The 22,303-nt window shown below is 64.6% G+C and carries 23 protein-coding genes and 1 pseudogene; 8 read left to right on the top strand and 16 right to left on the bottom strand.

Annotated features, from left to right (window positions below):
• Nucleotides 1-20: 20 nt before the first annotated feature.
• The 5 genes from gspG to CCR82_RS02250 form a co-directional block, all read right to left on the bottom strand.
• Nucleotides 21-467: a type II secretion system major pseudopilin GspG gene (gene gspG, locus CCR82_RS02275; RefSeq protein ID WP_201243739.1), complete on the bottom strand. Its 447-nt coding sequence runs from the start codon at nt 465-467 to the stop codon at nt 21-23.
• Nucleotides 468-522: 55 nt separating this feature from the next.
• Complete coding sequence (locus CCR82_RS02270; protein WP_201243738.1) at nt 523-747, bottom strand: hypothetical protein; 225 nt, start codon at nt 745-747, stop codon at nt 523-525.
• Nucleotides 748-837: 90 nt separating this feature from the next.
• The gene (locus CCR82_RS02265; protein WP_201243737.1) at nt 838-1,443 is read right to left on the bottom strand and encodes a Uma2 family endonuclease; all 606 of its coding nucleotides are present in this window, start codon (nt 1,441-1,443) and stop codon (nt 838-840) included.
• A gap of 42 nt (nt 1,444-1,485) precedes the next feature.
• On the bottom strand, nt 1,486-2,700 hold the full coding sequence (locus tag CCR82_RS02260; protein WP_201243736.1) for a type II secretion system F family protein: 1,215 nt from the start codon (nt 2,698-2,700) through the stop codon (nt 1,486-1,488).
• Between the two features lie 41 nt (nt 2,701-2,741).
• The gene (locus tag CCR82_RS02250) at nt 2,742-4,754 is read right to left on the bottom strand and encodes a GspE/PulE family protein (protein ID WP_420827306.1); all 2,013 of its coding nucleotides are present in this window, start codon (nt 4,752-4,754) and stop codon (nt 2,742-2,744) included.
• A 178-nt stretch (nt 4,755-4,932) separates the two neighbouring features.
• On the opposite strand from CCR82_RS02250, the gene CCR82_RS02245 reads away from it, so the two are divergent.
• Both CCR82_RS02245 and CCR82_RS02240 read left to right on the top strand, forming a co-directional pair.
• Nucleotides 4,933-5,211, top strand: coding sequence for a type II toxin-antitoxin system TacA family antitoxin (locus CCR82_RS02245; RefSeq protein ID WP_201243735.1), 279 nt, complete (start codon nt 4,933-4,935; stop codon nt 5,209-5,211).
• Nucleotides 5,208-5,714, top strand: a complete 507-nt coding sequence (locus CCR82_RS02240; RefSeq protein WP_201243734.1) for a GNAT family N-acetyltransferase — start codon at nt 5,208-5,210, stop codon at nt 5,712-5,714. Before CCR82_RS02245 ends, CCR82_RS02240 begins: the two co-directional genes overlap by 4 nt.
• Here CCR82_RS02240 and CCR82_RS02235 read toward each other — a convergent pair.
• The 5 genes from CCR82_RS02235 to CCR82_RS19045 form a co-directional block, all read right to left on the bottom strand.
• On the bottom strand, nt 5,692-7,599 hold the full coding sequence (locus tag CCR82_RS02235; protein ID WP_476702785.1) for a polysaccharide biosynthesis protein: 1,908 nt from the start codon (nt 7,597-7,599) through the stop codon (nt 5,692-5,694). The genes CCR82_RS02240 and CCR82_RS02235 overlap by 23 nt on opposite strands.
• A 15-nt stretch (nt 7,600-7,614) precedes the next feature.
• A complete protein-coding gene (locus CCR82_RS02230; RefSeq protein ID WP_201243733.1) occupies nt 7,615-8,649 on the bottom strand; it encodes an MraY family glycosyltransferase in 1,035 nt (344 codons plus the stop codon).
• A 20-nt stretch (nt 8,650-8,669) separates the two neighbouring features.
• Nucleotides 8,670-9,227 (bottom strand): DJ-1 family glyoxalase III, encoded by a 558-nt coding sequence (locus CCR82_RS02225; protein ID WP_201243732.1) that lies wholly within the window; start codon nt 9,225-9,227, stop codon nt 8,670-8,672.
• A gap of 35 nt (nt 9,228-9,262) precedes the next feature.
• Nucleotides 9,263-10,789: a carboxyl-terminal processing protease CtpA gene (gene ctpA / locus CCR82_RS02220; RefSeq protein ID WP_201243731.1), complete on the bottom strand. Its 1,527-nt coding sequence runs from the start codon at nt 10,787-10,789 to the stop codon at nt 9,263-9,265.
• 134 nt (nt 10,790-10,923) lie between these two features.
• The gene (locus tag CCR82_RS19045) at nt 10,924-12,168 is read right to left on the bottom strand and encodes a peptidoglycan DD-metalloendopeptidase family protein (protein WP_201243730.1); all 1,245 of its coding nucleotides are present in this window, start codon (nt 12,166-12,168) and stop codon (nt 10,924-10,926) included.
• Nucleotides 12,169-12,403: 235 nt separating this feature from the next.
• Between CCR82_RS19045 and CCR82_RS18400 the strand changes: the two genes are divergently transcribed.
• From CCR82_RS18400 to CCR82_RS02195, 4 genes are all read left to right on the top strand, one after another.
• Complete coding sequence (locus CCR82_RS18400; RefSeq protein WP_201243759.1) at nt 12,404-12,679, top strand: ArsR/SmtB family transcription factor; 276 nt, start codon at nt 12,404-12,406, stop codon at nt 12,677-12,679.
• Between the two features lie 75 nt (nt 12,680-12,754).
• The gene (locus CCR82_RS02205; protein ID WP_201243729.1) at nt 12,755-13,171 is read left to right on the top strand and encodes a rhodanese-like domain-containing protein; all 417 of its coding nucleotides are present in this window, start codon (nt 12,755-12,757) and stop codon (nt 13,169-13,171) included.
• Between the two features lie 19 nt (nt 13,172-13,190).
• Nucleotides 13,191-13,700: a protein-export chaperone SecB gene (gene secB / locus CCR82_RS02200; RefSeq protein WP_201243728.1), complete on the top strand. Its 510-nt coding sequence runs from the start codon at nt 13,191-13,193 to the stop codon at nt 13,698-13,700.
• 6 nt (nt 13,701-13,706) lie between these two features.
• Nucleotides 13,707-14,702: an NAD(P)H-dependent glycerol-3-phosphate dehydrogenase gene (locus CCR82_RS02195; RefSeq protein WP_201243727.1), complete on the top strand. Its 996-nt coding sequence runs from the start codon at nt 13,707-13,709 to the stop codon at nt 14,700-14,702.
• A 45-nt stretch (nt 14,703-14,747) separates the two neighbouring features.
• Here CCR82_RS02195 and CCR82_RS02190 read toward each other — a convergent pair whose 3' ends face one another.
• Nucleotides 14,748-15,203, bottom strand: a complete 456-nt coding sequence (locus CCR82_RS02190; RefSeq protein ID WP_201243726.1) for a tRNA (cytidine(34)-2'-O)-methyltransferase — start codon at nt 15,201-15,203, stop codon at nt 14,748-14,750.
• A 121-nt stretch (nt 15,204-15,324) separates the two neighbouring features.
• Here CCR82_RS02190 and CCR82_RS02185 point away from each other — a divergent pair, with 121 nt between their 5' ends.
• Nucleotides 15,325-15,549, top strand: a complete 225-nt coding sequence (locus CCR82_RS02185; protein WP_201243725.1) for a hypothetical protein — start codon at nt 15,325-15,327, stop codon at nt 15,547-15,549.
• A gap of 90 nt (nt 15,550-15,639) precedes the next feature.
• Here the strand turns inward: CCR82_RS02185 and CCR82_RS02180 are convergent, their stop codons facing one another.
• From CCR82_RS02180 to CCR82_RS02160, 5 genes are all read right to left on the bottom strand, one after another.
• On the bottom strand, nt 15,640-16,068 hold the full coding sequence (locus CCR82_RS02180; RefSeq protein WP_201243724.1) for a hypothetical protein: 429 nt from the start codon (nt 16,066-16,068) through the stop codon (nt 15,640-15,642).
• A gap of 133 nt (nt 16,069-16,201) precedes the next feature.
• Entirely contained in the window at nt 16,202-17,638 is a 1,437-nt protein-coding gene (gene ntrC / locus CCR82_RS02175; protein ID WP_201243723.1) for a nitrogen regulation protein NR(I), read from the bottom strand.
• Nucleotides 17,631-18,719, bottom strand: coding sequence for a nitrogen regulation protein NR(II) (gene glnL / locus CCR82_RS02170; protein ID WP_242513189.1), 1,089 nt, complete (start codon nt 18,717-18,719; stop codon nt 17,631-17,633). The genes ntrC and glnL overlap by 8 nt, the downstream gene beginning before the upstream one ends.
• A gap of 270 nt (nt 18,720-18,989) precedes the next feature.
• Complete coding sequence (gene glnA / locus CCR82_RS02165; RefSeq protein ID WP_201243722.1) at nt 18,990-20,399, bottom strand: glutamate--ammonia ligase; 1,410 nt, start codon at nt 20,397-20,399, stop codon at nt 18,990-18,992.
• 198 nt (nt 20,400-20,597) lie between these two features.
• On the bottom strand, nt 20,598-21,743 hold the full coding sequence (locus tag CCR82_RS02160; protein ID WP_201243721.1) for a cation diffusion facilitator family transporter: 1,146 nt from the start codon (nt 21,741-21,743) through the stop codon (nt 20,598-20,600).
• 161 nt (nt 21,744-21,904) lie between these two features.
• Between CCR82_RS02160 and CCR82_RS02155 the strand changes: the two are divergent.
• Nucleotides 21,905-22,303 (top strand): annotated as a pseudogene (locus tag CCR82_RS02155) (ISNCY family transposase); the annotation flags it as partial.

The following is a 22,303-nucleotide window of genomic DNA, read 5'->3' as shown; positions in this document are numbered from 1 at the left end:
CGTGCTTGGGCCGCATAGACCTAGGCGCTTTCCCAGCTCTTGATGTCTTGGTTCTCACCCTCGCCACCCTCTTGGCCATCGGCGCCCAACGACCAGATATCATAAGGACCGTTCTGACCTGGCGAGCGGTACTGATAGTCGTTACCCCAGGGGTCTTTCGGCACCTGAGATTTCTTTAGGTAGGGACCATTCCAGTTCGGGGTGTTGCCCGGATCAGCGACCAAGGCCTCGAGTCCTTCGTTGGTGCCAGGGTAACGGCCAACCTCCAGCCGATAGAGATCCAGCGTGGCGCCGAGGTCTTCGATCTGCAGCGCGGCGGTCTTGGTCTTGGAGCTGCCGAGGAATTTCATCACCTGCGGGCCAACCAGGCCGGCGAGCAGGCCGAGGATGGCAAGCACGACCAAGAGTTCGACCAGGGTGAAGCCGCGGCTGTTTCGTTGGGACTTTGAACGGTGTTTTGTGATCATCAGAGCTATGTTCATGGATCGATTAAGAGGATGTTGGATTTAAAGAGGAAATTTGCTAGACCTCAGACAGCTCGAGCCGCCGCTCAATGCGTTCGACACGCTTGATGACACTCTGTAGCGTTTCTCGATCGCTCGCTGACAGCGCATAGAGACTGCCGATGGTTTGCTCGATGGCCGAAAGTCGCACATCCATGCGATCCAAGCGCTCTTTGACATCGCTGAGATCGCCTCGAATGACTCGCAAGTGCTCGAGCACGAGATTGTCGACGTTATCGCTCATGTTCTGCTCCTGAGAGTGTTAAAAACACCAGCTCATTGGCGGTCGGTCGATGGATGATCCAGGTGGTCTAAAGCTGCGGCAGACGGCCTCCTAGCCGAGCAACTCGGAGACACTAAGGGTCCAATCCGGCACCTGTCGCGACTGCAGCAGATCTCCGGCGCGCGCTAACCAGATGTCCCGATAATCCTGCCCATCCGGATCGCGATTGACCTCCACCACGCGATCCTGAAGATTCACGATCCAGACTTCCGCGATGCCATGCTGGGCATAGAGTGGCCGCTTGACCGAGCGGTCATAACTCAGCGAAGAATCCGCGACCTCGATCAACAGCAGCACATCGGCCGCTCTCGGCTTGGCCTGCTTGTAATAATCCGCACGGAAACGCAGCAGCATCAGATCCGGCTCGGGCTCGCTGTGCTCATCCAAGACCAGCGGGCTTTGCACCCACACGAGCGCATCCTTGACGCCACTGCGATGGACAAGATGATTGAGTTGGGTCGTCAACCCTGCATGCTCGTCGCCAATGGGTGGCATGTCGACCAATTCCCCAGCGATCAGTTCAATAGGATCGTCTTCGGAAAAAATGCCCGCTTCCGCCATCCGGTGATAATCGGCGCGACACAGCCGGTGGCGCTGGCGGTCGAGAATCTGCCGATTGAGCGGCTTTTGCGGGCGAGACAGGGCGACGGCTTCCATGGATGTAGAACGCCTCTCGTTGCGTGGTCTGACAAACGTTCACTAGAACACCAGCTCATTGGCGCCCAGGATCGCCATCAGGATGGAGATGATGATACCAGCGACGATGACGCCGAGGCCGATGATCAGCGCCGGCTCGAGCAGGGTGAGCATGCGCTGGACGCTGGTGCGGGTCTCGCGATCAAAGATGTCGGCGACCTTGGCGAGCATGGCATCCAGGGTACCGGATTCCTCGCCGACGCGGATCATCTGCAGCGCCAACTGCGGCAGCACGCCGCGGCTGGTCAGCGGCTCGGCGAGGCCGCGGCCATGCTTGAGATCTTCGGCGACCTCATCGAGCCCGTCGCCGACCTTGCGGTTGTTGACCACCTCCTTGGCCAGATTGAGCCCACTGAGCAGCGGCAGGCCGTTCTTGAGCAAGGTGCTCAGTGTGTGGCAGAGGCGCGCGGTCTCCATCTTCCAGATCAGGTCGCCAAACAGCGGCAGGCGCATGACCCGATAGTCGAACGCACGGCGATTGTCCGGGTTCTGCAGCCAGCGCTCCAGCACCACCGCGACCAGGGCGACCAAGACCAGCAGCGCCCACCAGTAGTCGCGAAACAGATCGCCGGCGCCGACGACGATACGCGTCGGCGTTGGCAGTGCGGCGCCCATGTCCTCGAACAGCACCGTGAACTGCGGCACGACGAAGATCAGCAGCATGATCACCGACAGGCCGGCGACCACCAGCAGGATCATCGGGTAGACCAGCGCCGAGGTCACGGTGCCGCGCAGCTCGGCGCTGCGCTCGAGATAATCGGCGAGCCGCCCGAGCACTTGATCGAGCGCGCCGCTGGCCTCGCCGGCACGCACCATGTTGATGTAGAGCTTCGGGAACTGGCCACCCTGGGCCTCGAGCGCGCTGGAGAAGGTGGCACCACCACGCACCCGCGCTTGCAGGTCGCTCAGCAGCCGGGTGACGTGCTCCTCCGGGGTCAGCTCGGTGAGCACGCCGAGCGAGCGATCCAGCGTCAGGCCGGATTCGAGCAGGGTCGCGAGCTGGCGCGTGAGGCTTTCGATGTCCTTGGCCTGCAAGTCACGCTGGCGCTGGCGCTGGCGTGCGAGCTGGGCGGCGAGCCCGCCGGCCGAGCGCGTCTTCAGCGGCAGCAGCCCCTCGGCCTGCAGGCGGGCGATCAGCGCCGCTTCATCGACCGCTTCGTGCTCGCCCTCGACCTCCTCGCCGTCGAGCCTGACCGCCTTGTAGTAGTAGCGTGGCATCTTAGGCTTGCGTCTCGAGCCGGCACGTTTGCCGTGCTGCGCTAGTTGTCCTCGGCGACACGGATCACCTCCTCGAGCGTCGTGCGGCCATCGACGGCCTTGCGCAGCCCATCACGATACATGGTGGCCATGCCTTCCTCGACCGCGATGCGATGGATCTCGCCCGCAGTGGCATGGCTGAGCACCGCTTGGCGGATGCGGTCGGACATCAGCAAGACCTCGGCGATGACCAATCGGCCGCGATAGCCGCTGTGGTTACAGGCCTTGCAACCGATCGCCTGGTAGAGCCGAAGCGGCTGGTCTTTTCTGAGGCTGTTCGGTGTCAGGGTGGCTGGGGCGATGGTGTTGGCGCTAGCGGGTTGCTCATCGGTGCGCGTGCGATTGGCCGTCGATCGACGCCAGCCGAACCAAGACCGCAGAGAAAAAGGCCTTTTGGACGCGTTGCCTTTGGCCTCGCTGTCACGTCCACCCTCAGTGCCGGCATTGGTACCAGCCGCGACACTGGCCCCATGATTGGCGCTAGCCGGCGCTCGAGCCACCTCGCGTAATTTGGCAGTCAACTCGGGCGGTGGCGTATAGGGCTGCCGGCACTCGGGGCAGAGCCGGCGCACTAGCCGCTGAGCGAGGATGCCGTTGATGGTGCTGGTGAGCAAATAATCCTCGACGCCCATGTCGAGCAAGCGCGTGACGCCGCTGGCGGCATCATTGGTATGCAGGGTCGAGAGCACGACGTGGCCGGTCAGCGCCGACTGCACCGCGATGCGCGCGGTCTCGAGATCGCGCATCTCACCGACCATGATGATGTCCGGATCTTGGCGGACGATGGCGCGCAGCGCGCCGGCAAACGTCATGCCGATCGACGATTTGACCGGGATCTGGTTGATGCCGGCGACCTGGTACTCGACCGGGTCTTCGACCGTGAGGATCTTGTTCTGTTCCGTGTTGAGCCGGCTCAGCGCGGTGTACAGGGTGGTGCTCTTGCCGCTGCCGGTGGGGCCTGTGACCAGGAAGATGCCGTAGGGCTGCTCCAGCACCTTGATCAGCCGCTCGCGCGGCGGGCCGTCGAAACCGAGCGCGTCGAAGTCGAAACTGACGCTCTCCTTGTCGAGCAGGCGCATGACCACGCTCTCGCCGAACATGGTCGGCACGGTGGAGACGCGCAGATCGAGTTCCCGGCCCTGGATGCGCTGCGGGATGCGCCCGTCCTGCGGCAGGCGGCGCTCGGCGATGTTGAGCTTGGCCATGATCTTGATGCGCGAGATCACCGCCGCGGTCGAGCTGACCGGCGGTGAGTCGCCTTCCTTGAGGATGCCGTCGACCCGGTAGCGCACCTTGAGCTGATCGGCGAAGGGCTCGATGTGGACGTCGGAGGCGCGCGACTCGACCGCGCGCTGCAGGATCTGGTTGACCAGCCGGATCACCGGCGCCTCGCTGGCCAGATCGCGCAGGTGCTCGATGTCTTCTTCGCTGAAGTTGCCGAGTTCGGCCTGCACCTCGGCCTCGGTATCGTCATCGACCGGCTGCTCGTAGACGCGCTCGAGCGCGGCCTGGATCTCGGTCGGTAGACCGACCTGCAGGCTGATCTGCTTGCCGGTGGCCATCTGCACGGCCTGGGGGATGAACGCATCGAGTGGGTCGGCGACGGCCAGGGTGAGCCCCTGTTCGGTCTCGGACAGCGGCATGATCCGGGCGTCTTTCAAGAAGCGCAGACTGAGCTGCTCCTCGGCGATCGGGGCGTCCGGATACTGCTCGCCGGTGATCAATTCCAAGCCCAGCACCTCGGCGCAGGCCGCCGCCATGTCGCGCTCCGAGACCAGCCCGAGACGCACCAGCATCAGGCGTAGCGGATCACCGCTGTCCTCGGTGAGCTTGCGCGCGCGCGCCAGATCACCCGGCGTGCATTTACCGCGCCGCTGCAGCGCGCTGATCAGCGCCTGCTCAGGTGTTGGAGCAGTGTCGAGCGCAATGGTTGCGGGCTCGGCATCGGCTGCAGCTTCTAGCTCCGGCTCATCGACCAGATTCAGTTGCGGCTCTCGGGCTAGGGCTTGTTGCATCATCGTTTCGGGCTCTGGTCCCTCGCCATTTTAGTCAGGCTGTCCGGCTGTCGCTTGTGAAGCAGTATAGAGCTGCGTTGCTCACAGATCGCGCATCGGTTGCTGATTCGTCTTGTCCGGATATCGTCAGTACATTACCATGCGAGTATAATACTGCCGACGATGATGGGTGATTGTCATGACTCAGGTTGGTCTTACGAAGAACCAGCGCATCGATGTGCGGGCCAGTGGCGCCGTCAAGGACTTGCTACAGGAGGCGGCACGAGTCAACCATAAGAGCGTCAGCGAATTCTTGCTGGACGCTGGCATCACGGCCGCCAACCAAGCCCTCGCCGCGCGGCATCGTTTTATGCTTGATGAGGCAGGGTGGCAGGCCTTTCATGAGGCCTTGGATCGCCCGGTGCAGCATAAGCGAGCACTGAAGCGGCTGCTCAGCGAGCCTGGGGCGCTGGATTGACTCAAGCCTATGACCCCATCCGCAAGCTGAATGCTGCAGACGAGGTTGAGGCTTTTGATTGCGGCCAACCCGCGCTGGAGCAGTTTCTGAAGCGCTATGCGCTGCTTAATCAACGCGCCCAGAGCGCGCAGACCTACGTCTGTTGCCAAACGGGTCGGGTCGTTGGCTTTTACAGTCTCGCGGTCGGCAGCGTCGAGCCTGGCGAGGCGCCGACAAGAGTGACCAAGGGTTTGGCGCGACACCCGGTGCCGGTGATGATCCTGGCCCGCTTGGCGGTGGATCGCAGCGGCCAAGGTCAGGGGCTGGGCCGCGCCCTGCTCAAGGATGCGCTGCTCCGCACCGCTCAGGCTGCTGACATCGCTGGGCTTCGATGCCTACTGGTTCACGCCAAGGACGATGCGGCTCGGCGCTGGTATGAACGCTGGGACTTCGAGCCGAGTCCAACCGACCGCCATCACTTATTCCTACTCACCAAGGATCTCAAGGCGCTGCTGAACGGATAGACGGCGTGGACTGCGGCCGTTCCTCGGATTGCAGTTGCTCCCAATCTGGCTGGGCTTGCCATTCTGGCACCAGCGCGCGGAGGGCCTGGACAAGCCCTTGGGTATCCGCCTGCTCAACCGCGACCCGCGATTGGTCTAAGGCTGCCGCGACGTCGTCAGGAACAACCAGCCCGCGCCGTGCGGCACGGATCTTTGCATGCTCGGTCAGCAGCAGGTCTTCGCGCTCGTAGAACAGCTCCTCATAGAGCTTCTCGCCGGGGCGCAGTCCAACATATTGGATCTGAATATCCTGTCCCGGTTCACGGCCGGCGAGTCGAATCATCTGTTCGGCCAGATAGCGGATCTTGACCGGCTTGCCCATGTCGAGGACGAAGATCTCACCGCCGGTGCCGATCAGCGCGGCCTGCATGATCAGTTGGCAGGCCTCCGGGATGGTCATGAAGAAGCGCTCGATCTCGGGATGGGTCACCGTCACCGGTCCGCCCTGTTCGATCTGGCGCCGGAACAGCGGCACCACGCTACCAGCGGAGCCGAGCACATTGCCGAAGCGCACGGTGATGAAGCGCGTGCTCGAGCGTTGTGCCCGTGCCTGGCAGATCACCTCGGCCGCCCGCTTGGTCGCGCCCATCACATTGGCGGGGTTGACCGCCTTGTCGGTCGAGATCAGCACGAAGCGCTCGCAGCCGCGGCGGTCGGCGCACTCGGCGACGATCTCGGTGCCGAGCAGATTGTTGCGCACGGCGGCGCGCACCTGCCCCTCGAGCATCGGCACATGCTTGTAGGCGGCGGCATGGAAGACGGTCTGCGGGCGCTCGCGCGCGAACAGCTGTTCCATCGCGACCCGATCGGTCACATCGACCAGATAGACGCCGAAGTCAGGGGTATCGGCGCGCGCCGCGAGCTCGAAGTCGAGCCGGTAGAGATTCAGCTCGCCGTTGTCGGCCAGCACCAGGCGCTTGGGTCGCGCGGCAATGATCTGCCGACAGAGTTCGGAGCCGATCGAACCGCCGGCACCGGTGACCAGCACGATGCGATCGGTGAGACCGGCGCGGATCGCGTCCCAGTCGAGCTGGACCGGATTGCGCCCGAGCAGATCATCGATCGAAACCGGCCGCAGCTGACGGATGCTGATGGCGCCGGAGAGCACGCTCTTGAGTTGGGGCACGGTGCGAAACGGCTTGCCGCTGCGCTCGCAGAGTTCGACCAGGCGCTGCATCTGCGCATCGCTGGCGGTCGGCACCGCGAGCATGATCAGGTCGATGCCGAGCGACTCGACCAGTGCCGGGATCTGCTCCGAGCGGCCCCTGACCGGCACGCCGTGGATGTCGCCACCTTGGCGGCGCAGCTTGTCATCGACGAAGGCCACTGGGTTGTATTGATGGCTGCGATCGCGAAGCATGTCGCGCACCAACATCTCGCCGGCGCGGTCGGCACCGACCACCAGCACCCGCTCGCCGGGACGCAGCCCGAGCTGATGGTCCTTGAGGCGGCGATAGAGCAGCCTGGGGCCAGCCAGGCCGATGAGCTGGAAGAGCAGGAACAGCGGTGGCACCGAGCGCGGCAGGAACTGGTTGCGGCTGAGCAGGAACAGGACCAAGACGACCAGCAGGCTGGAGACCGTGATGGCCTGGGCGATGCGCGTGAGATCCGGCAGCGAGGCGAAACGCCAGACGCCGCGATAGAGGCCGAAGGAGGAGTAGACCAGCGCGCAGATCAGCATCACCAGCGGCAGCAGCTCCCAGGCCGCGCCCCAGAATTCCGTCGGCACCGCGCCGAGGTTGAAGCGCATCCAGTAGGCACCGATCCAGGCGATCGGCACCCACAGCAGATCATGCAGGAAGGCGAGGAAGCGCGAGCGCAGCCGCTCGAACCAGCGCGTCATCATCGGCTGGGATCAGGCTCAGGCGCGCGCGAGCCGTTCGGCCAGGCTCACGCGCAGATGGATGAGGACGAAGATCAGCGCCCAGCCGGTGATCAGCCACCATTGCTCGGTGTTGTCGAGCCGGGGCGCGGCGACGGCGCTGGCAGCGGTGGCGGCGATCAGCGCCAATGCCCAACGCAGGGTGCGGCGATGGCCCCAGCCGGCCAGCACCAGACGCTGATAATGGTGGGAACGATGCGCCTCCCAGGGGCGCTCGCCAGCGATGACGCGACGCAGCAGGGTCCAGGTGGCATCGACGATGAACGGCGAGAAGACCAGCCAGCCGATCCAGAGCGGAAACAGGCCGGCGCGCGCGCCCCAGAGGCTACAGCCGGCGGCGAGCAAGCCCAGGCTGGAGGCGCCGACATCACCGAGAAAGATCCGCGCCGGCGGCCAGTTGCCAGTGAGAAAACCGGCCGCCGCAGCAGCCACGGCGGCGCAGCAGGCAGCATAGAAGGGATCGCCGGCGCTGTAGCCGAGCAGCGCCAACGCAGCGAAGCCGATCGCGGCCATGCCACCCGCGAGTCCGTCCATGCCATCCATGAAGTTATAGAGATTGATCATCCAGAGACTGTAGAGGAGGCTGAGCGGCAAGGCGAGCAAGAGTGGCAGCGGGATCATGAGTCCCGGCAGATCGAGCTGATTCCAGCGCAGACCACCGAGCCAGAGCAGGATCGCGGCCAGCAGATGCACCAGCAGTCGCAACCGCCGCGAGGTACCCGCGCGATCATCCCAGAACGAGACGACGGCGACCAGCAGCAGCGCGACGCCGAGCCAGGGCAGGGGAGACGGCATGGCCGCCGTGCTGTCGGCGAGCACCGCGAGCAGCACTCCAGCCGACAGCCCACCCAAGAGCGCGAGACCGCCCGTGCGCGGGATCGGGCTGTCGTGCAATGAACGCTCATTGGGATGATCGAGCACATGCAGCAGCGGCAGGCGAGCGCGCACGAGCAGCGCGGTCAGGGTCGCGCTGAGGAGGAAGGCGGTGAGGGCGACGGCAGCGGTTCCGGTCATGGCGCCACTGAATGCGCCCATCACGCGCCGGGTCGCATCAGCTTTGCCTCGACCGCCGCGCGCTGCTCAGCATCGAGCAGCAGCTCGATGAGCTGCAGCGCGAAGTCCATCGCCGTGCCCGGACCGCGCGAGGTGACCACCTTGCCGTCGATGACCACGGGCTGCTCCAGCAGCGTGATCTCGGGATAGCGCGCCGCGTCGACGGCGCCGGGAAAGCTGGTCGCCGAGCGGCCATCCAGCAGGCCGGTGCTGGCCAGCACTGCGGGCGCCGCGCAGATGGCCGCGCTCCAGCGATCGGCGGCGGCCTGGCGGGCGAGCAGATCGTGGATGCGGGTATCGCGCTCGAGGTTGGTGGCGCCTGGTTGGCCGCCGGGCAGCACGACCAGATCGAAGTCGTCCTCGGCCACTTCGTCGAGATCGACGTCGGCGACCAGGACGGTACCTCGGCTACAGGTCACCGGCCCCGGCTCGAGGGCGGCGGTGACGACCTCGAGCTCGGCCCGGCGCAGCAGGTCGATGAGGGTGACGGCCTCCAGCTCTTCGCAGCCAGGGGCCAGTGGGATTAGCACGCGTGGCATCGTTTACCTCCAGATTGAGAGTGGTGTCCAAGAGTTCAGTCAGTGTGATCCGAGGTGTTGACGGCCTTGGATTCAGCCGCGGCCGGCGTCTGACCCAGGATCACCAATCCCTTGAGCACGTTGAGGGCCTCGGAGAGCTGATAGTCCTCGGTCGCGAGCGATGACTGCTCACGATCCTTGTCGGTGCTGGCGGTCTCCTCGCCACTCGCGTCGTCATCGGCCGAGTCCTCATCATCTTCAGGATCGTTGCTATCTTCCAGATGGCGGATCAGGTTGGCCTCCTTGAGCGGCGCGACCTCGGCGTCCGCATCCAGGGTAAGGCTGCCGCGCTCGAGGATGATATCCGGCACGATGCCGAGCGCCTGGATCGAGCGCCCGGCGGGGGTGTAGTAACGCGCGGTGGTGAGCTTGAGCGCGGTGCGCTCATCGACCGGGATGATGGTCTGCACCGAGCCCTTGCCGAAGGTCTCGTTGCCCATGATCAACGCTCGGCGCTGGTCCTGCAGGGCGCCGGCGACGATCTCGGAGGCCGAGGCGCTACCGCCATTGACCAACACGATGAGCGGCGCGCCCTCGAGCACATCGTCGGGGCCGGCGCGGAATTCGAGCTTGGCGTCGTCGAGGCGACCTTCGGTGTAGACGATCAGGCCCTGCTCGAGGAAGGCGTCGCTGACGCCAACTGCGGTGTTGAGCATGCCACCGGGGTTGTTGCGCAGGTCGAGGATGACGCCCTCGAGGGGACCGTCGTTGTCCTGCTTGAGCGTCTCGATGGCGGCGAGCAGATCCTCGGTGGTGCGGGATTGGAAGTTGGCCACGCGCAGATAGCCGAAGCCGGGCTCGAGGAGGCGCTGCTTGACCGAGGCGACCTTGATGATCGCGCGCTCGAGTTCGACGCGCAGCGGCTTGGCCTCGCCATCGCGCATCAGGGTAAGTTCGATGGCGCTGCCAGGCTTGCCGCGCATCAGCTCGACGGCGTCGCTGAGGCTCATGCCTTTGACCGGTTTGCCGTCGATGCGCACGATCAGATCGCCGGCCTGGATACCGGCACGCTGGGCCGGGGTGTCGTCGATGGGGGCGATGACCTTGACGAATCCGTCTTCCATGCCGACCTCGATGCCGAGGCCGCCGAATTCGCCGGTGGTGCCGGTCTGCAGATCCCGGTATTGGTCGGGATCGAGATAAGCCGAGTGCGGATCGAGCCCGGCGAGCATGCCGCGAATGGCGCTGGCGAGCAGCTCGCGGTCCTCGACCTGCTCGACGTAGTCGCTCTTGATGCGCCCGAAGACCTCGGCGAACACGCGCAGCTCATCGAGCGGCAGGCCTTCGGGCGCGTCGTCCTCGCCCTCGGCCGCAGCCGACTCCAGCGCCTTTTGCACCTCCTCGACGCTCGGCTCCGGGCGGGTGCCGGTGGGCTTGAAGCCAGACGGTGGCGGCTGCACCACCGGTGCCGGCTCGGCGTCGGGTTGCCCCGCGTCGGATTGCGCCGCGTCGTCCTGCGCCCAGGCAGCGGGCAGCAGACCACAGAGAAGGAGAGCGAGAAGGGCGGACTGGCGATTGGTCATGGATTCATCCTGCGGGCTTGGAGCCGAAGCCCGGCTGTTGTGTGCTGAAGTTACCTGAACGATTGAGAGCGATCTGGATCGCGTGTTCCCAGGGCGCGTTGCCCAAGGGCGATTGGGTGGCGGTTGGAGCGGCATCAGCCCGACGTGGCATCCACCGGCGTGGATCGGCACCACCGGCCGGGATCGATGGCCTGGCCCTGATGGCGGATCGCGAAGTACAGCGCGTTGTGCTCGGCGCCACCGCTACTGCCGGCCAGGGCGATCAGATCACCCGACTCGACCCATTCGCCAACCTCTTTCATCAGGGTGCGATTATGCCCATACAGGGTCATGTAGCCACCCCCATGGTCGATCACCAATAACATGCCGAAGCCGCGCAGCCAATCGGCGTACACCACGCGACCGTGGTGGACGGCGTGAACCTCGCTGCCGGCGTCGGCCTCGAGCAGAACGCCGTCGGCATGCAGAGCGCCGTGCGCGCGGCCCTCACCGAAGCCGCGCAGGATGCGCGCGGGCCGCAGGGGCCAGGCCAGGCGCCCGCGCCGATCGGTGATCGAGGCGGGGGTGAGTTCGGCTTCGGCGGCAATCTCGGCGCTGCGTTTGAGTCGCGCGATCAGGGCGCTCAGGGCGTCGGCATCGGCGCTCAGGGCCGTGGCCTGAATCTGCTCATCGGCGATGAGCTGTTCGAGATCGGCGAGGATGGCCGCGCGAGCGCCGAGCGCACTGCTTAAACGTTGGCGGGTGCGGTCTTGACGCGAGGCCAGCCGCGCGAGCCTTGCCGTATCTTTTCGTTCCCGTTGCTCGAGCCGGTGCAGGCCTTGCTCAAGCTCTTGAATCTCCTCGACCCGAGCCGCCCGCGCGGCGGCGACGATCTGATAATAGCCGAAGAGTCGCTCGGCCCGGCGCGGATCTTCCTGGCCAAGCAGCATGCGAATCTGGTCCCCGTGACCCAGGCCATAGGCGGTGCGCACGAGATCGGCCAACGCGGCGCGCGCGTGCTCAAGATCAGCGCGCAGCGCTTGCAGGCGGGCCTCGGTGGCTACCAACGCCGCTTGCTGCTCGGTGACCAGCGCCTCCAGTTCGCGGTTGGCGCGGCTGAGGTCGTCGATGTCGCGCTCGAACTGGCGCAGCTCTTTGAAGAGGGCGTCGCGGTAACGCAGGTTGTCGTCGATGCTAGTTCGCAACGCCCGCAGCCGTGCTTGCAATTGCTCGAGCGCTGCCTCGTGCTCGGCGACCGCCTCGAGCCCTTGGTTCGCGGGCTGCTGCTGGGTGGATGGCGGCTGGGTGGATGCTTGGCCGGATGCCGCGAGCGCGCCACCCATCCCGCCCACCGCCGCGGCAGCGAGCAGAAGGCTCGCGGCGAGCAGAGTTCGCGCCACGGTGCGGGAACGGGCCCGGCAACGAGGGCTTGTCAGCCTTCCGGAAAGGTTTATCATCGATTGATGAAACGTTGATATTAAGGCGGACGTCATGGTGGGAGAACAGCGGTTGCCGAGCGCGGAATCATCGGCCGATCCCGAGCGGGAGGAGTGCGGGCAAGCGCCTGGAGACGAGGCCGGGCAGGAGCATGGTTACGATTTCTCCGAACTCGCGCTTTTTGCCGACGATGCCGATATCGAGCGCGCATCGCGCTCGCTGAAGGCGATGTCGCATCCATTGCGGCTGAAGATCCTCTGCACCCTGGGTGACGAGGAGGTCAGCGTGCAGCACATCGTCGAGCATGTCGGCACCTCGCAGAGCAATATCTCACAACATCTGGCCATCCTGCGCGATAAGGGCATCCTGGCCGCCCGCAAGGATGCGAACCGGGTTTATTATCGGGTCGGTGACGCACGCACCTTGCGTCTGATTGTGATGATGCGCGAGGTGTTTTGCAGTCGCACGCCTTGAGGGCGTGACGGCGAGCGCGCCGGCTCTTATACTTGTGGGTTGACTTCAGCGTACCGCGACGCTCCGATTATCCCTATGCTGCTCGAATTCATTGGAAACCACTGGGTGCTCTTCAGCGCGCTCGGCGCCATCCTCGGCCTGCTCACCTATGCCTTGATCGTCGGCGAGAAGGGTTCAGTCGACCCGAGCGCCGCCACCCTGATGATCAATCAACGCGACGCGGCGGTGATTGATGTCCGCCCGGCCGCCGATTTCGCCAAGGGCCACATCATCAATGCTGTGAATGTGCCGATGAACGGCTTCAACAAGCAGACAGGCGCATTGACGCGGTTCAAGGATGGGCCGGTGATCGTCAACTGCCGCTCGGGCTCGCAGTCCCAGGCCGCTTGCCACCTGCTACGCAAGGCGGGCTTCAACGAGGTTTATAACCTCAAGGGCGGTATCCTGGCCTGGGAAAGCGCCAACCTTCCGTTGACCCGTAAAAAACATTAATCCGATCCTGGAGTCCCTCATGGCCGAGAACCAGCAGCCCCAGCAGCAACCCCAGGGCGAGCGACAGTTTGCACTGCGCAGTCTCTATATCAAAGACCTCTCCTACGAGGCGCCGAATGTGCCCGAGATCTTCCGCCAGGAATGGAAACCGGAGACCTCACTGCATCTCGACATCAAGCTCGCGGCACTCTCCGAGGATACCCACGAGGTGGTGCTCACGGTGACCGTGACCACCAAGGTCGGCGAGCAGACCGCCTATCTGATCGAGATCCAGCAGGCCGGGATCGTCAGCGTGGCCGGGTTCGCCAAGGAGGAGCTGGGGCCGCTGTTCTATGTGTACTGCCCGAGCTTGCTGTTCCCCTATGCGCGCCAGGCGGTCTCGGATCTGGTGGCCAAGGGCGGTTTTCCGCATCTGGTGCTGCAACATGTGAGCTTCGATGCGATCTATGCGCAGAAGCAGGCCGAGCAGCAGGGCGAGCAGGCCGCAGACGGCGATGCGGGCCCGGCCCCCGGCGAGACGACTCACTAAGGTTCGATGGCACGCATCGCTGTCATCGGGGCAGGTTCCTGGGGCACCGCGCTGGCGGTGCTGATGGCGCGCAATGGCCACCAGATACCGCTCTGGAGCCATGACCCGGAACAGGTCGCGGCACTGCTGAGCGCACGCGAGAATCAGACCTTCCTGCCGGGGATCGAACTGCCCGATGGGATCCGCCCAACGGCATCGCTCGAACAGGCGCTGGCTGGCGCCAACGGTGTCCTGATCGCGGTGCCGAGCCAGTTCTTTGGCGATGTGCTGGGCGCGTTGGCGCCCGTGCTCCCGGCCGACATGGGCCTCCTCTGGGCCACCAAGGGCTTCGATCCCGAGAGCGGGCACCTGTTGCACGAGCTGGTGCTGGAGCGCACGGGTGAACGCGCGCTCGCGGTGCTCTCCGGCCCGAGCTTTGCCGGCGAGGTCGCGCGCGGGCTGCCGACGGCGGTGACCCTGGCCGCCTCGAGCATGACCTTTGCCGAACAGTGTGCCGCCTGGGTGCGCTCCGAGCGGTTTCGCGCCTATACCCATGATGATCTGATCGGGGTCCAGGTCGGCGGCGCGGCCAAGAATGTGCTGGCCATCGCTACCGGCATCGCCGATGGGCTCGGCTTCGGTGCCAATACCCGGGCCGCGTTGATTACCAGAGGTCTAGCGGAGCTGATTCGCCTTGGCGCGGCGCTCGGTGCGCGACGCGAGACCTTCATGGGCCTGGGCGGACTCGGCGATCTGGTGCTGACCTGCACCGACGATCAATCGCGTAATCGACGCCTGGGCCTGGCCTTGGCGCGTGGCGAGACGGCAAGCGCGGCTCTGGCGGCGATCGGCCAAGAGGTCGAGGGCGTGGTGACGGCGCGGGCGGTGCATCGAATCGCGCGCGAGCATCGCATCGAGATGCCGATCTCGGAGCAGGTGCATGCGGTGCTCTACGAGGGCCAGACCCCGGAGGCCGCGACTCGTCAGTTGCTGGAGCGCTCGAATCGGCCTGAACTCGACTGATCGGGGCCCGGCGCGGATCAGGCCGGACTGGATCGCCGGCCGGGATCAACGAAAGCCGTTTTGCCGCCACGCCTCATAGACGACGATCGCCACCGTGTTCGAGAGATTCAAGCTGCGGTTGTTGGGGCGCATGGGCAAACGGAGCTGCTGCCGGGGCGGCACCGATTCGCGCAGCTCGGCGGGCAATCCACGCGTTTCCGGCCCGAACAGGAAGGCATCACCAGGGACGAAACGCGTCTCGGTGTAGGTCTGGCGGCTGTGCGTGCTCAGCGTGAACAGCCGTGATTGCGCCAGCGCCTGCTGACAGGCCGCGAGGCTGGCATGGACCCGCACGCCGACCCATTCGTGATAATCCAGCCCGGCGCGGCGCAGCCGGCGGTCGTCCAGCTCGAAGCCCAGCGGCTCGATCAGATGCAGGCTGGCGCCGGTGTTGGCGCAGAGCCGGATGACATTGCCGGTATTGGGCGGGATCTCCGGCTGGTAGAGGATCACATGAAACATTTAGGGCGCATGTTCAGGACGAACCTGCAGGCGTTGCTTGACCGTTGATCGATGCTCCATGATATATTAAACCTTCGGCAACAGAATCAAGCGATTAACGAGCCCTGCGGGGGAGAACACCATGACCGACATCGCGGCCTTGAAGCAAGAGAAGCAGGACCTGATCGACAAGATGCTCGAGATGCAGAAGCAGTTCATCGACCACGAGCATGAAAACGGCATCAGCGGTAAGGATTACTGGGCCTCGCAGGATGGCCTGCTCGCCAACTACCGCCAGGAATACATGGACATGGCGAACCGCGTCGTCGACATCGCGCACGAGATCGTTGGCTCGAACCGCTTGTAGCCATCGCGCGCCTGGCAAGCAGGCGCGCCGTGCTCTGATCGATCGAAAGCCCCAGGTCGTTTGCCCTGGGGCTTTTTTCATGCGCGCGGGTCAGCCGCCGTCTTGCTCGGGTCGGATATGCTCGATGTACTTGGGCACGGCCTCCATCGCCAAACGGATGGTCTCGCCTTGGGCGCTGATACGGGCCTCGCTGCCGCGCAGCTTGAGATCGCAGCGACAAAGACCGCGACTCTCGAGCGGGATCGGGATCATGTCGCGGTAGGTGTAGACGTTCTCGTCGATATCGCCGCCGTCGCAGATGAGCTCTTCCCCAGGGCCAGGGTCAGGGTCAGGGAGCGGCGCCAGCAGCTCGGCGTTGTCGAGGATGAGCGTGCCGGCCTGCCACCACAGGGTCTTTTCGGCCGAGCCGGTCATGGTCTTGATGATATAGGCGCGCGCGAAGGCGATGCGCAGGGTGCCGTCGTCGAAACGGATCTCGGCGAGTTCGGAACCGGGGAGGCGAATGCTACTGCTGTCCACTGGGTCGATCCTGAGCGGTTGGATGGCGAGGAAGCGGCACGCACTGAACGGCCGCTCGGGTGCCCCGGAGATGGGGGATCTCCGGGCCGATTCCCACCCGCTGCGCGCGCGGCGTCATAGCCGCTCAACAGCCCTACACCTCGGGTTCCTCGTCCTCAGCAAGCTCGGGCTCTTCGCCTTCCATGCCCAAATCCTTGATCTTGCGGGTCAGGGTGTTGCGCCCCCAGCCCAGGAGTTTGGCCGCTTCCTGGCGCCGCCCGCCGGTGTGCTCGAGCGCCGATTCGATGAGGATGCGCTCGAACGTCGGCATGGCCGAATCGAGGATGCCGCGATCGCCCTGCTGCAGCCGGCGCCGCGTCCAGGCGCGCAGGGCGCCCTCCCATTGTTCATCGGCTTGCACGGCGGCCGCGAGGCCCTCGAGGTCGGGCGGCAGATCGCCGACATGGATCTGCTTGGTGGAGGCCATCACCGTGAGCCAACGCGCGGTGTTCTCGAGCTGGCGCACGTTGCCCGGCCATTCCAGGCGCTCGAGGCGCTCGAGCGCATCATCGGCCAGGATCTTGGCCTCGCAGCCGAGTTCCTTCGCCGCCTGGGCGAGGAAGTGGCGCATCAGCAGGCCGATGTCCTCGCGCCGATCGCGCAACGCCGGCAGTTGGATGCGGATGACGTTGAGGCGGTGGAAGAGATCATCGCGAAAGCTGCCCTTGGCCACCAGTTCGCGCAGGTTCTGATGAGTGGCGGCGATGATGCGCACATCGACCTTGATCGGCGTCAGGCCGCCGACGCGATAGAACTCGCCATCGGCGAGCACGCGCAACAGGCGCGTCTGCAGCTCGGCCGGCATATCGCCGATCTCGTCGAGGAAGAGGGTGCCGCCATCGGCCTGCTCGAAGCGGCCCTCGCGCCGGGTCTGGGCCCCGGTGAAGGCGCCGCGCTCGTGGCCGAAGAGTTCCGATTCCATCAGATCGCGCGGGATCGCGGCCATGTTGAGGGCGATGAAGGGCGCCTGTGAGCGCGGGCTGTGTCGATGCAGGGCGTGCGCGACGAGTTCCTTGCCGGTGCCGGATTCGCCGTTGATGAGCACGGTGATGTTGGAGCGGGCCAGGCGCCCGATGGCGCGAAACACCTCTTGCATCGAGGGCGCCTCACCGAGGATGTCCGGGCTGTGCGGCAGCGGCACCGGTTCGGCGGCGGCCTCGCTTTGGCGGCGGCAGGCGCGTTGCACCTGATCGACCGCCTCGTCGATGTCGAAGGGTTTGGGTAGGTATTCAAAAGCACCGCCATGAAAGGCCGAAACGGCGCTGTTGAGGTCGGAATGCGCGGTCATGATGATGACCGGCAACGATGGATAGCGAGTCGTGACCTGCTCAAGCAGTTCGAGACCATCGATGCCAGGCATGCGAATGTCGGTCAGGATCACATCGGGTAGCTCGCGCTCGAGCGCGTCCATGACACCCACTCCATTGGAGAAGCTGGTGACATCCATCTCGGCTTGGCGCAACGCGCGCTCGAGCACCCAGCGGATCGAGCGATCGTCGTCGATGACCCAGACCCTGGGGACTCTACTCATCAGTCGGCTCCAACGGTAGATAAACGAGGAAGAGGGTGCAACCAGGCCGACTCTCGCATTCGATCAAACCTTGGTGCTGATTGACCAGCTCCTGGGCAATCGCCAGCCCAAGCCCGGTACCGCCGGCACGCCCCGATACCATCGGAAAGAAAATGCGATCGATCAGCTCCTCAGGGATGCCTGGGCCGTCGTCCTCGATCTCGATCACCAGCACCAGCCGGTGGCGGATGCTGCCGATGGTAAATTGCCGCAGCACCCGTGTTCGCAGTGTCACCTGGCCGTGCTGACCGGCCGCATGAGCGGCGTTACGGGCGATGTTGAGCAGGGCTTGGATCAGCCGATCCGTATCGGCCTCGAAGTTGGGGATGCTCGGATCATAGTCACGGATGATCTCGGGGCCGGCGGGGAACTCGGCACTGAGCAGACCGCGCACATGCTCAATCGCATGATGGATATTGAGCGAGCGCCGCTGTGGCAGATGGTTCGGCCCCAGCATCCGATTCAACAGTGCCTGCAGACGGTCGGCCTCATCGATGATGATGCGGGTGTATTCGCGCAGACCCGGGTCGGGCAGTTCGCGTTCGAGCAGTTGCGCCGCACCGCGCAGTCCGCCGAGCGGGTTCTTGATCTCGTGCGCGAGCCCGCGCAGCAGCGCCTGGGTCGCTTGATGCTGGGAGATCAGATATTCCTCGCGCGCGATCCTGAGCTGGCGATCGATCTGTTGCATCTCCATCAGCAAGTCGTAGGGCTCATCGCGCGCGTGCATGGGCAACACGGTGCAGTTGACGCGGATGCACTGTTGGTCGGGGCGCTTGACCTCAACCTCGCGCTCAGTAAAGGGTTGTCGCGTCTCGAAGGCCTCGCGCAGCCGATTCTCGACCGAATCGGTGGGGCAGGGGACCAAACGCCCCGCCGTTTCGCCAAGCACCGTCTTGGCGCTGACGGCGAGCAGGTTCTCGCCAGCGGCATTGATATAGCGAAGCCGCAGATCGCGATCGAACAGCAGCACGGCCGTGTTCAGGTTGTCGAGAATCATGGTGCCAAGCCGGCTGTGTCCGCTTCCGCTTTCGATGTCGTTCATCAGTTTTACCGGGACGCCTGACACAAAACTCGCTGGATCAGCCCTTTCCATCGAATAAGCAAGCATCGAGCCAGATGAAGGACGCCTGTTAGGATCAGGAGGCACGCGCGCGGCCAGCGCTGATCCACTCCATCAATTGCACTAGTTTAGTGCTTGTCGCCCTTGCTGGGTGCGCTGAGATGCACCAGGGCTGAACAAGAAGACGTTGGGAGGGAGACGGGGAAAGTTGGAAGGGGTATGGGCTTCCTTGCCCTTGGGGTGGTTTGTCGATTAGAGGCTGTAGTAGAGATCGAACTCGACGGGATGGGTACTCATCCGCAACTGGGTGACCTCGTCCATCTTGAGCGCGATGTAGCCGTCGATGACATCGTCGGTGAAGACGCCGCCAGCGGTGAGGAATTCGCGGTCGGCATCGAGCGCTGCCAAGGCCTGATCGAATGCGTAGCAGACCTGCGGGATCGACTTCTCCTCTTCCGGCGGAAGGTCGTAGAGATCCTTGTCCATGGCATCGCCAGGATGGATCTTGTTCTGGATGCCATCGAGGCCGGCCATCATCATCGCCGAGAACGACAGGTACGGGTTGCCGGTGCTGTCCGGGAAACGCACCTCGATGCGCGTGGCCTTGGGATTGGCGTCATGCGGGATGCGGATCGAGGCTGAGCGGTTCTTGGCTGAGTAGGCCAGCATCACCGGCGCCTCGAAACCCGGCACCAAGCGTTTGTAGGAGTTGGTGGAGGCGTTGGTGAAGGCATTCAGCGCGCGCGCGTGCTTGATGATGCCGCCGATGTAATAGAGCGCGGCATCGGACAGGCCGCCGTACTTGTCGCCGGCGAAGATGTTCTGGCCATCCTTGCCGAGCGACTGATGCACATGCATGCCGTTGCCGTTGTCGCCGACCAGCGGCTTGGGCATGAAGGTGGCCGTCTTGCCGTAGGCATGGGCGACGTTCTGCACGCAGTATTTGAGGATCTGATTCATGTCGGCGCGCTTGACCAGGGTGTCGAAGCGGGTGCCGATCTCACACTGGCCAGCAGTGGCGACCTCGTGATGGTGCACCTCGACCGGGACGCCCATCTCTTCCATCGCCAGGCACATGGCGGCGCGCAGATCGTTGAGCGAGTCCACTGGCGGCACCGGGAAATAGCCGCCCTTGACGCCGGGGCGGTGGCCCATGTTGCCGTCGTCGAAGACGCGCTCGGAGTTCCACTCGGCCTCCTCGGAATCGACCTTGTAGAAGGCCCCGGCCATGCTCACGCCCCAGCGCACATCGTCGAGGACGAAGAACTCGGGCTCGGGGCCGAAGAAGGCGGTGTCGGCGATGCCGGTGGAAGCCAGATAAGCCTCGGCGCGCTTGGCCACCGAGCGCGGATCACGCTCGTAGCCCTGCATGGTGGCGGGCTCGAGGATGTCGCAGCGCACGATCAGGGTCTTCTCATCGGAGAACGGGTCGAGCACCGCCGTCGCGGCCTCTGGCATCAGGACCATGTCCGAGGCCTCGATGCCCTTCCAGCCGGCGATCGAGGAGCCGTCGAACATCTTGCCATCCTGGAACAGGGCCTCGTCGATGATGCGGGCCGGCAGCGAGACGTGCTGCTCCTTGCCGCGCGTATCCGTGAACCGGAGGTCCACGAATTTCACGTCCTCGTCTTTGATCGTCTTCAACACGTCAGTGGCGGACATCTGCGAAATCTCCCGCTAATTGGTCTTGGGTTTGTGAATGGATCGCGTGACTGTGACAAGCAGGTTATGTGCCACTGTCGTGGCAAACGGCGCTCGCGCCGAACCGACTGGTGCGCAGCGGTTTCAGCAGCCACGCGAGCGCACACTAATAGACCATACCCGGACTCATGTTGCACCGAAAGAGGGCGTGAATAGCCGTCAGCCGTAATAGAGGCGCACCTCGGCGATGTCGGGATCATCCTCGAGGGCCGCGCGCAAGCGCTGATGCAACTGCCGCGTGCTCGACTCATCGACGAAGGTGCGCAGCGGGAAGAACAGATCGACCGTGATCGCGCCATCCAGGTAATGCAGCAGCACGCGCTTGCGGGTCAGCGCCTCGGGGATCGGTCGCCAGTACTGATCGAGACGCTCGAGGATTTCGGTGCGCATCGGCAAACCCTTGGTCGGGGTGGCGCTTTCGTCGTCCTCCGGATCGATGTGGACGATGACATCGGACATGCGATCGATGGTCTCCATCAGCCGCTCTTGCACCAGGACGCTGATCGCATGGCCTTCGGAGACACTGATGTCGGGATCGACCAGGACATGCACGTCGGCCGAGGTGTTGCCGCCGAGGGTGCGGGTGCGCAGCATGTGGACGTCGCGCACGCCGGTGCTGCGGCGGATGATGCGGCTGATCTCGCGCAGGCGCTCGGGATCGAGGCCGGTATCGACGAGTTCGCGGGTGGCGCTGGCGCCGAGATCCCAGGCGATCTTGGCGATCATCACCGCGACCAGGACCGAGGCGATCGCGTCCAGATACGGCAGACCGGCCAGGGTGCCGGCCACGCCGATCAGCACCACGATCGAGGAGATGGCATCGGAGCGATGGTGCCAGGCATTGGCGATCAGCAAATCGGAGCGCACCCGCACGCCATAGGCGCGGGTGTACCAATAGAGCGCCTCCTTGATCAGGATCGAGAATCCGGCGGCGTAGAGGGCGATCGGGCCGGGCTGCAGCAGGGCCTGCGGTTGGAAGAGACGCTGAGCGGCATCCCAGCCGATGCCAAGCGCGACCGCCAGCAGCAGGAAGCCCAGCACCAGGGTGGCGACGGTCTCGAAGCGGCCGTGGCCATAGGGATGCTCGGCATCCGGGGCCTTACCGGCCTTGTGACCGGCGAACCAGACCAGGAGATCGGAGAGCAGGTCGGACAAGGAGTGGATGCCGTCGGCGATGAGCGCATGCGACTGGCCGATCCAGCCGGCGGCGATCTTGATCGCGGACAGGAGCAGATTGGTGATCGCGCCGACCAGGGTGGTGCGCTTGATGGCTTGGGAGCGCGCCTGGCGTTCGTTGGTTTCCATGCGGGGATGCCGATGCGGTCGGTCGCTGCGGGCGCAGCCTTGATGGGCGCGGATTATACCGGTAGGGGCGAGCGGATGAGGACGCCCAGCAATTCCAAATTTGAAACCCTCATGTTACCAGTAGCTTTTCTGAAAGCGGTTGAAACTTGAGTTGTTAGCCGATGGTTCTCAAGCCCACCCCCACAGCCACACCGACGCCCCCGGTGTTCGCTACCGACCTGATGGCCAGCATCCGCGAAGCCTTGTTTGGACTCCCCGATCACCGCAAGGGCGGCAACAACCAGCGCTACGCCATCGGCGATGCGGCCTTGAGCGCGTTGTCGGTGTTCTTCATGCAAAGCCCGTCGTTTCTCGACTTCCAGGGCCGGATGCAAAAGGAGCGCGGCGCCAACAACGCCAACACCCTGTTCGGGGTCCATCAGATTCCCAGTGATCAGCAGATCCGCAACCTCCTCGATCCCATCGATCCAGAGCAGGTGTTCGCGGTGTTCATTGAGCGCGTTGAGGCGCTGCATGAGCAAGGCGCACTCGCGTCCCATCGCGGCCCGCATGGGGGTCTG

The sequence above is a fragment of the Halochromatium salexigens genome (assembly GCF_016653295.1).
Classification (GTDB): domain Bacteria; phylum Pseudomonadota; class Gammaproteobacteria; order Chromatiales; family Chromatiaceae; genus Lamprobacter; species Lamprobacter salexigens.
The sequence above is the reverse complement of the archived record's forward strand: the minus strand, read 5'-3'. Positions and strand labels throughout refer to the sequence as shown.

Bases quoted from the DNA above. Each gene is read 5' to 3' on its own strand.
- gspG (WP_201243739.1), bottom strand. From the start codon at position 467: ATGATCACAAAACACCGTTCAAAGTCCCAACGAAACAGCCGCGGCTTC.
- CCR82_RS02270 (WP_201243738.1), bottom strand. From the start codon at position 747: ATGAGCGATAACGTCGACAATCTCGTGCTCGAGCACTTGCGAGTCATT.
- CCR82_RS02265 (WP_201243737.1), bottom strand. From the start codon at position 1,443: ATGGAAGCCGTCGCCCTGTCTCGCCCGCAAAAGCCGCTCAATCGGCAG.
- CCR82_RS02260 (WP_201243736.1), bottom strand. From the start codon at position 2,700: ATGCCACGCTACTACTACAAGGCGGTCAGGCTCGACGGCGAGGAGGTC.
- CCR82_RS02250 (WP_420827306.1), bottom strand. From the start codon at position 4,754: ATGCAACAAGCCCTAGCCCGAGAGCCGCAACTGAATCTGGTCGATGAG.
- CCR82_RS02245 (WP_201243735.1), top strand. From the start codon at position 4,933: ATGACTCAGGTTGGTCTTACGAAGAACCAGCGCATCGATGTGCGGGCC.
- CCR82_RS02235 (WP_476702785.1), bottom strand. From the start codon at position 7,599: ATGATGACGCGCTGGTTCGAGCGGCTGCGCTCGCGCTTCCTCGCCTTC.
- CCR82_RS02230 (WP_201243733.1), bottom strand. From the start codon at position 8,649: ATGACCGGAACCGCTGCCGTCGCCCTCACCGCCTTCCTCCTCAGCGCG.
- CCR82_RS02225 (WP_201243732.1), bottom strand. From the start codon at position 9,227: ATGCCACGCGTGCTAATCCCACTGGCCCCTGGCTGCGAAGAGCTGGAG.
- ctpA (WP_201243731.1), bottom strand. From the start codon at position 10,789: ATGACCAATCGCCAGTCCGCCCTTCTCGCTCTCCTTCTCTGTGGTCTG.
- CCR82_RS02205 (WP_201243729.1), top strand. From the start codon at position 12,755: ATGCTGCTCGAATTCATTGGAAACCACTGGGTGCTCTTCAGCGCGCTC.
- secB (WP_201243728.1), top strand. From the start codon at position 13,191: ATGGCCGAGAACCAGCAGCCCCAGCAGCAACCCCAGGGCGAGCGACAG.
- CCR82_RS02195 (WP_201243727.1), top strand. From the start codon at position 13,707: ATGGCACGCATCGCTGTCATCGGGGCAGGTTCCTGGGGCACCGCGCTG.
- CCR82_RS02190 (WP_201243726.1), bottom strand. From the start codon at position 15,203: ATGTTTCATGTGATCCTCTACCAGCCGGAGATCCCGCCCAATACCGGC.
- CCR82_RS02185 (WP_201243725.1), top strand. From the start codon at position 15,325: ATGACCGACATCGCGGCCTTGAAGCAAGAGAAGCAGGACCTGATCGAC.
- ntrC (WP_201243723.1), bottom strand. From the start codon at position 17,638: ATGAGTAGAGTCCCCAGGGTCTGGGTCATCGACGACGATCGCTCGATC.
- glnL (WP_242513189.1), bottom strand. From the start codon at position 18,719: ATGAACGACATCGAAAGCGGAAGCGGACACAGCCGGCTTGGCACCATG.
- glnA (WP_201243722.1), bottom strand. From the start codon at position 20,399: ATGTCCGCCACTGACGTGTTGAAGACGATCAAAGACGAGGACGTGAAA.
- CCR82_RS02160 (WP_201243721.1), bottom strand. From the start codon at position 21,743: ATGGAAACCAACGAACGCCAGGCGCGCTCCCAAGCCATCAAGCGCACC.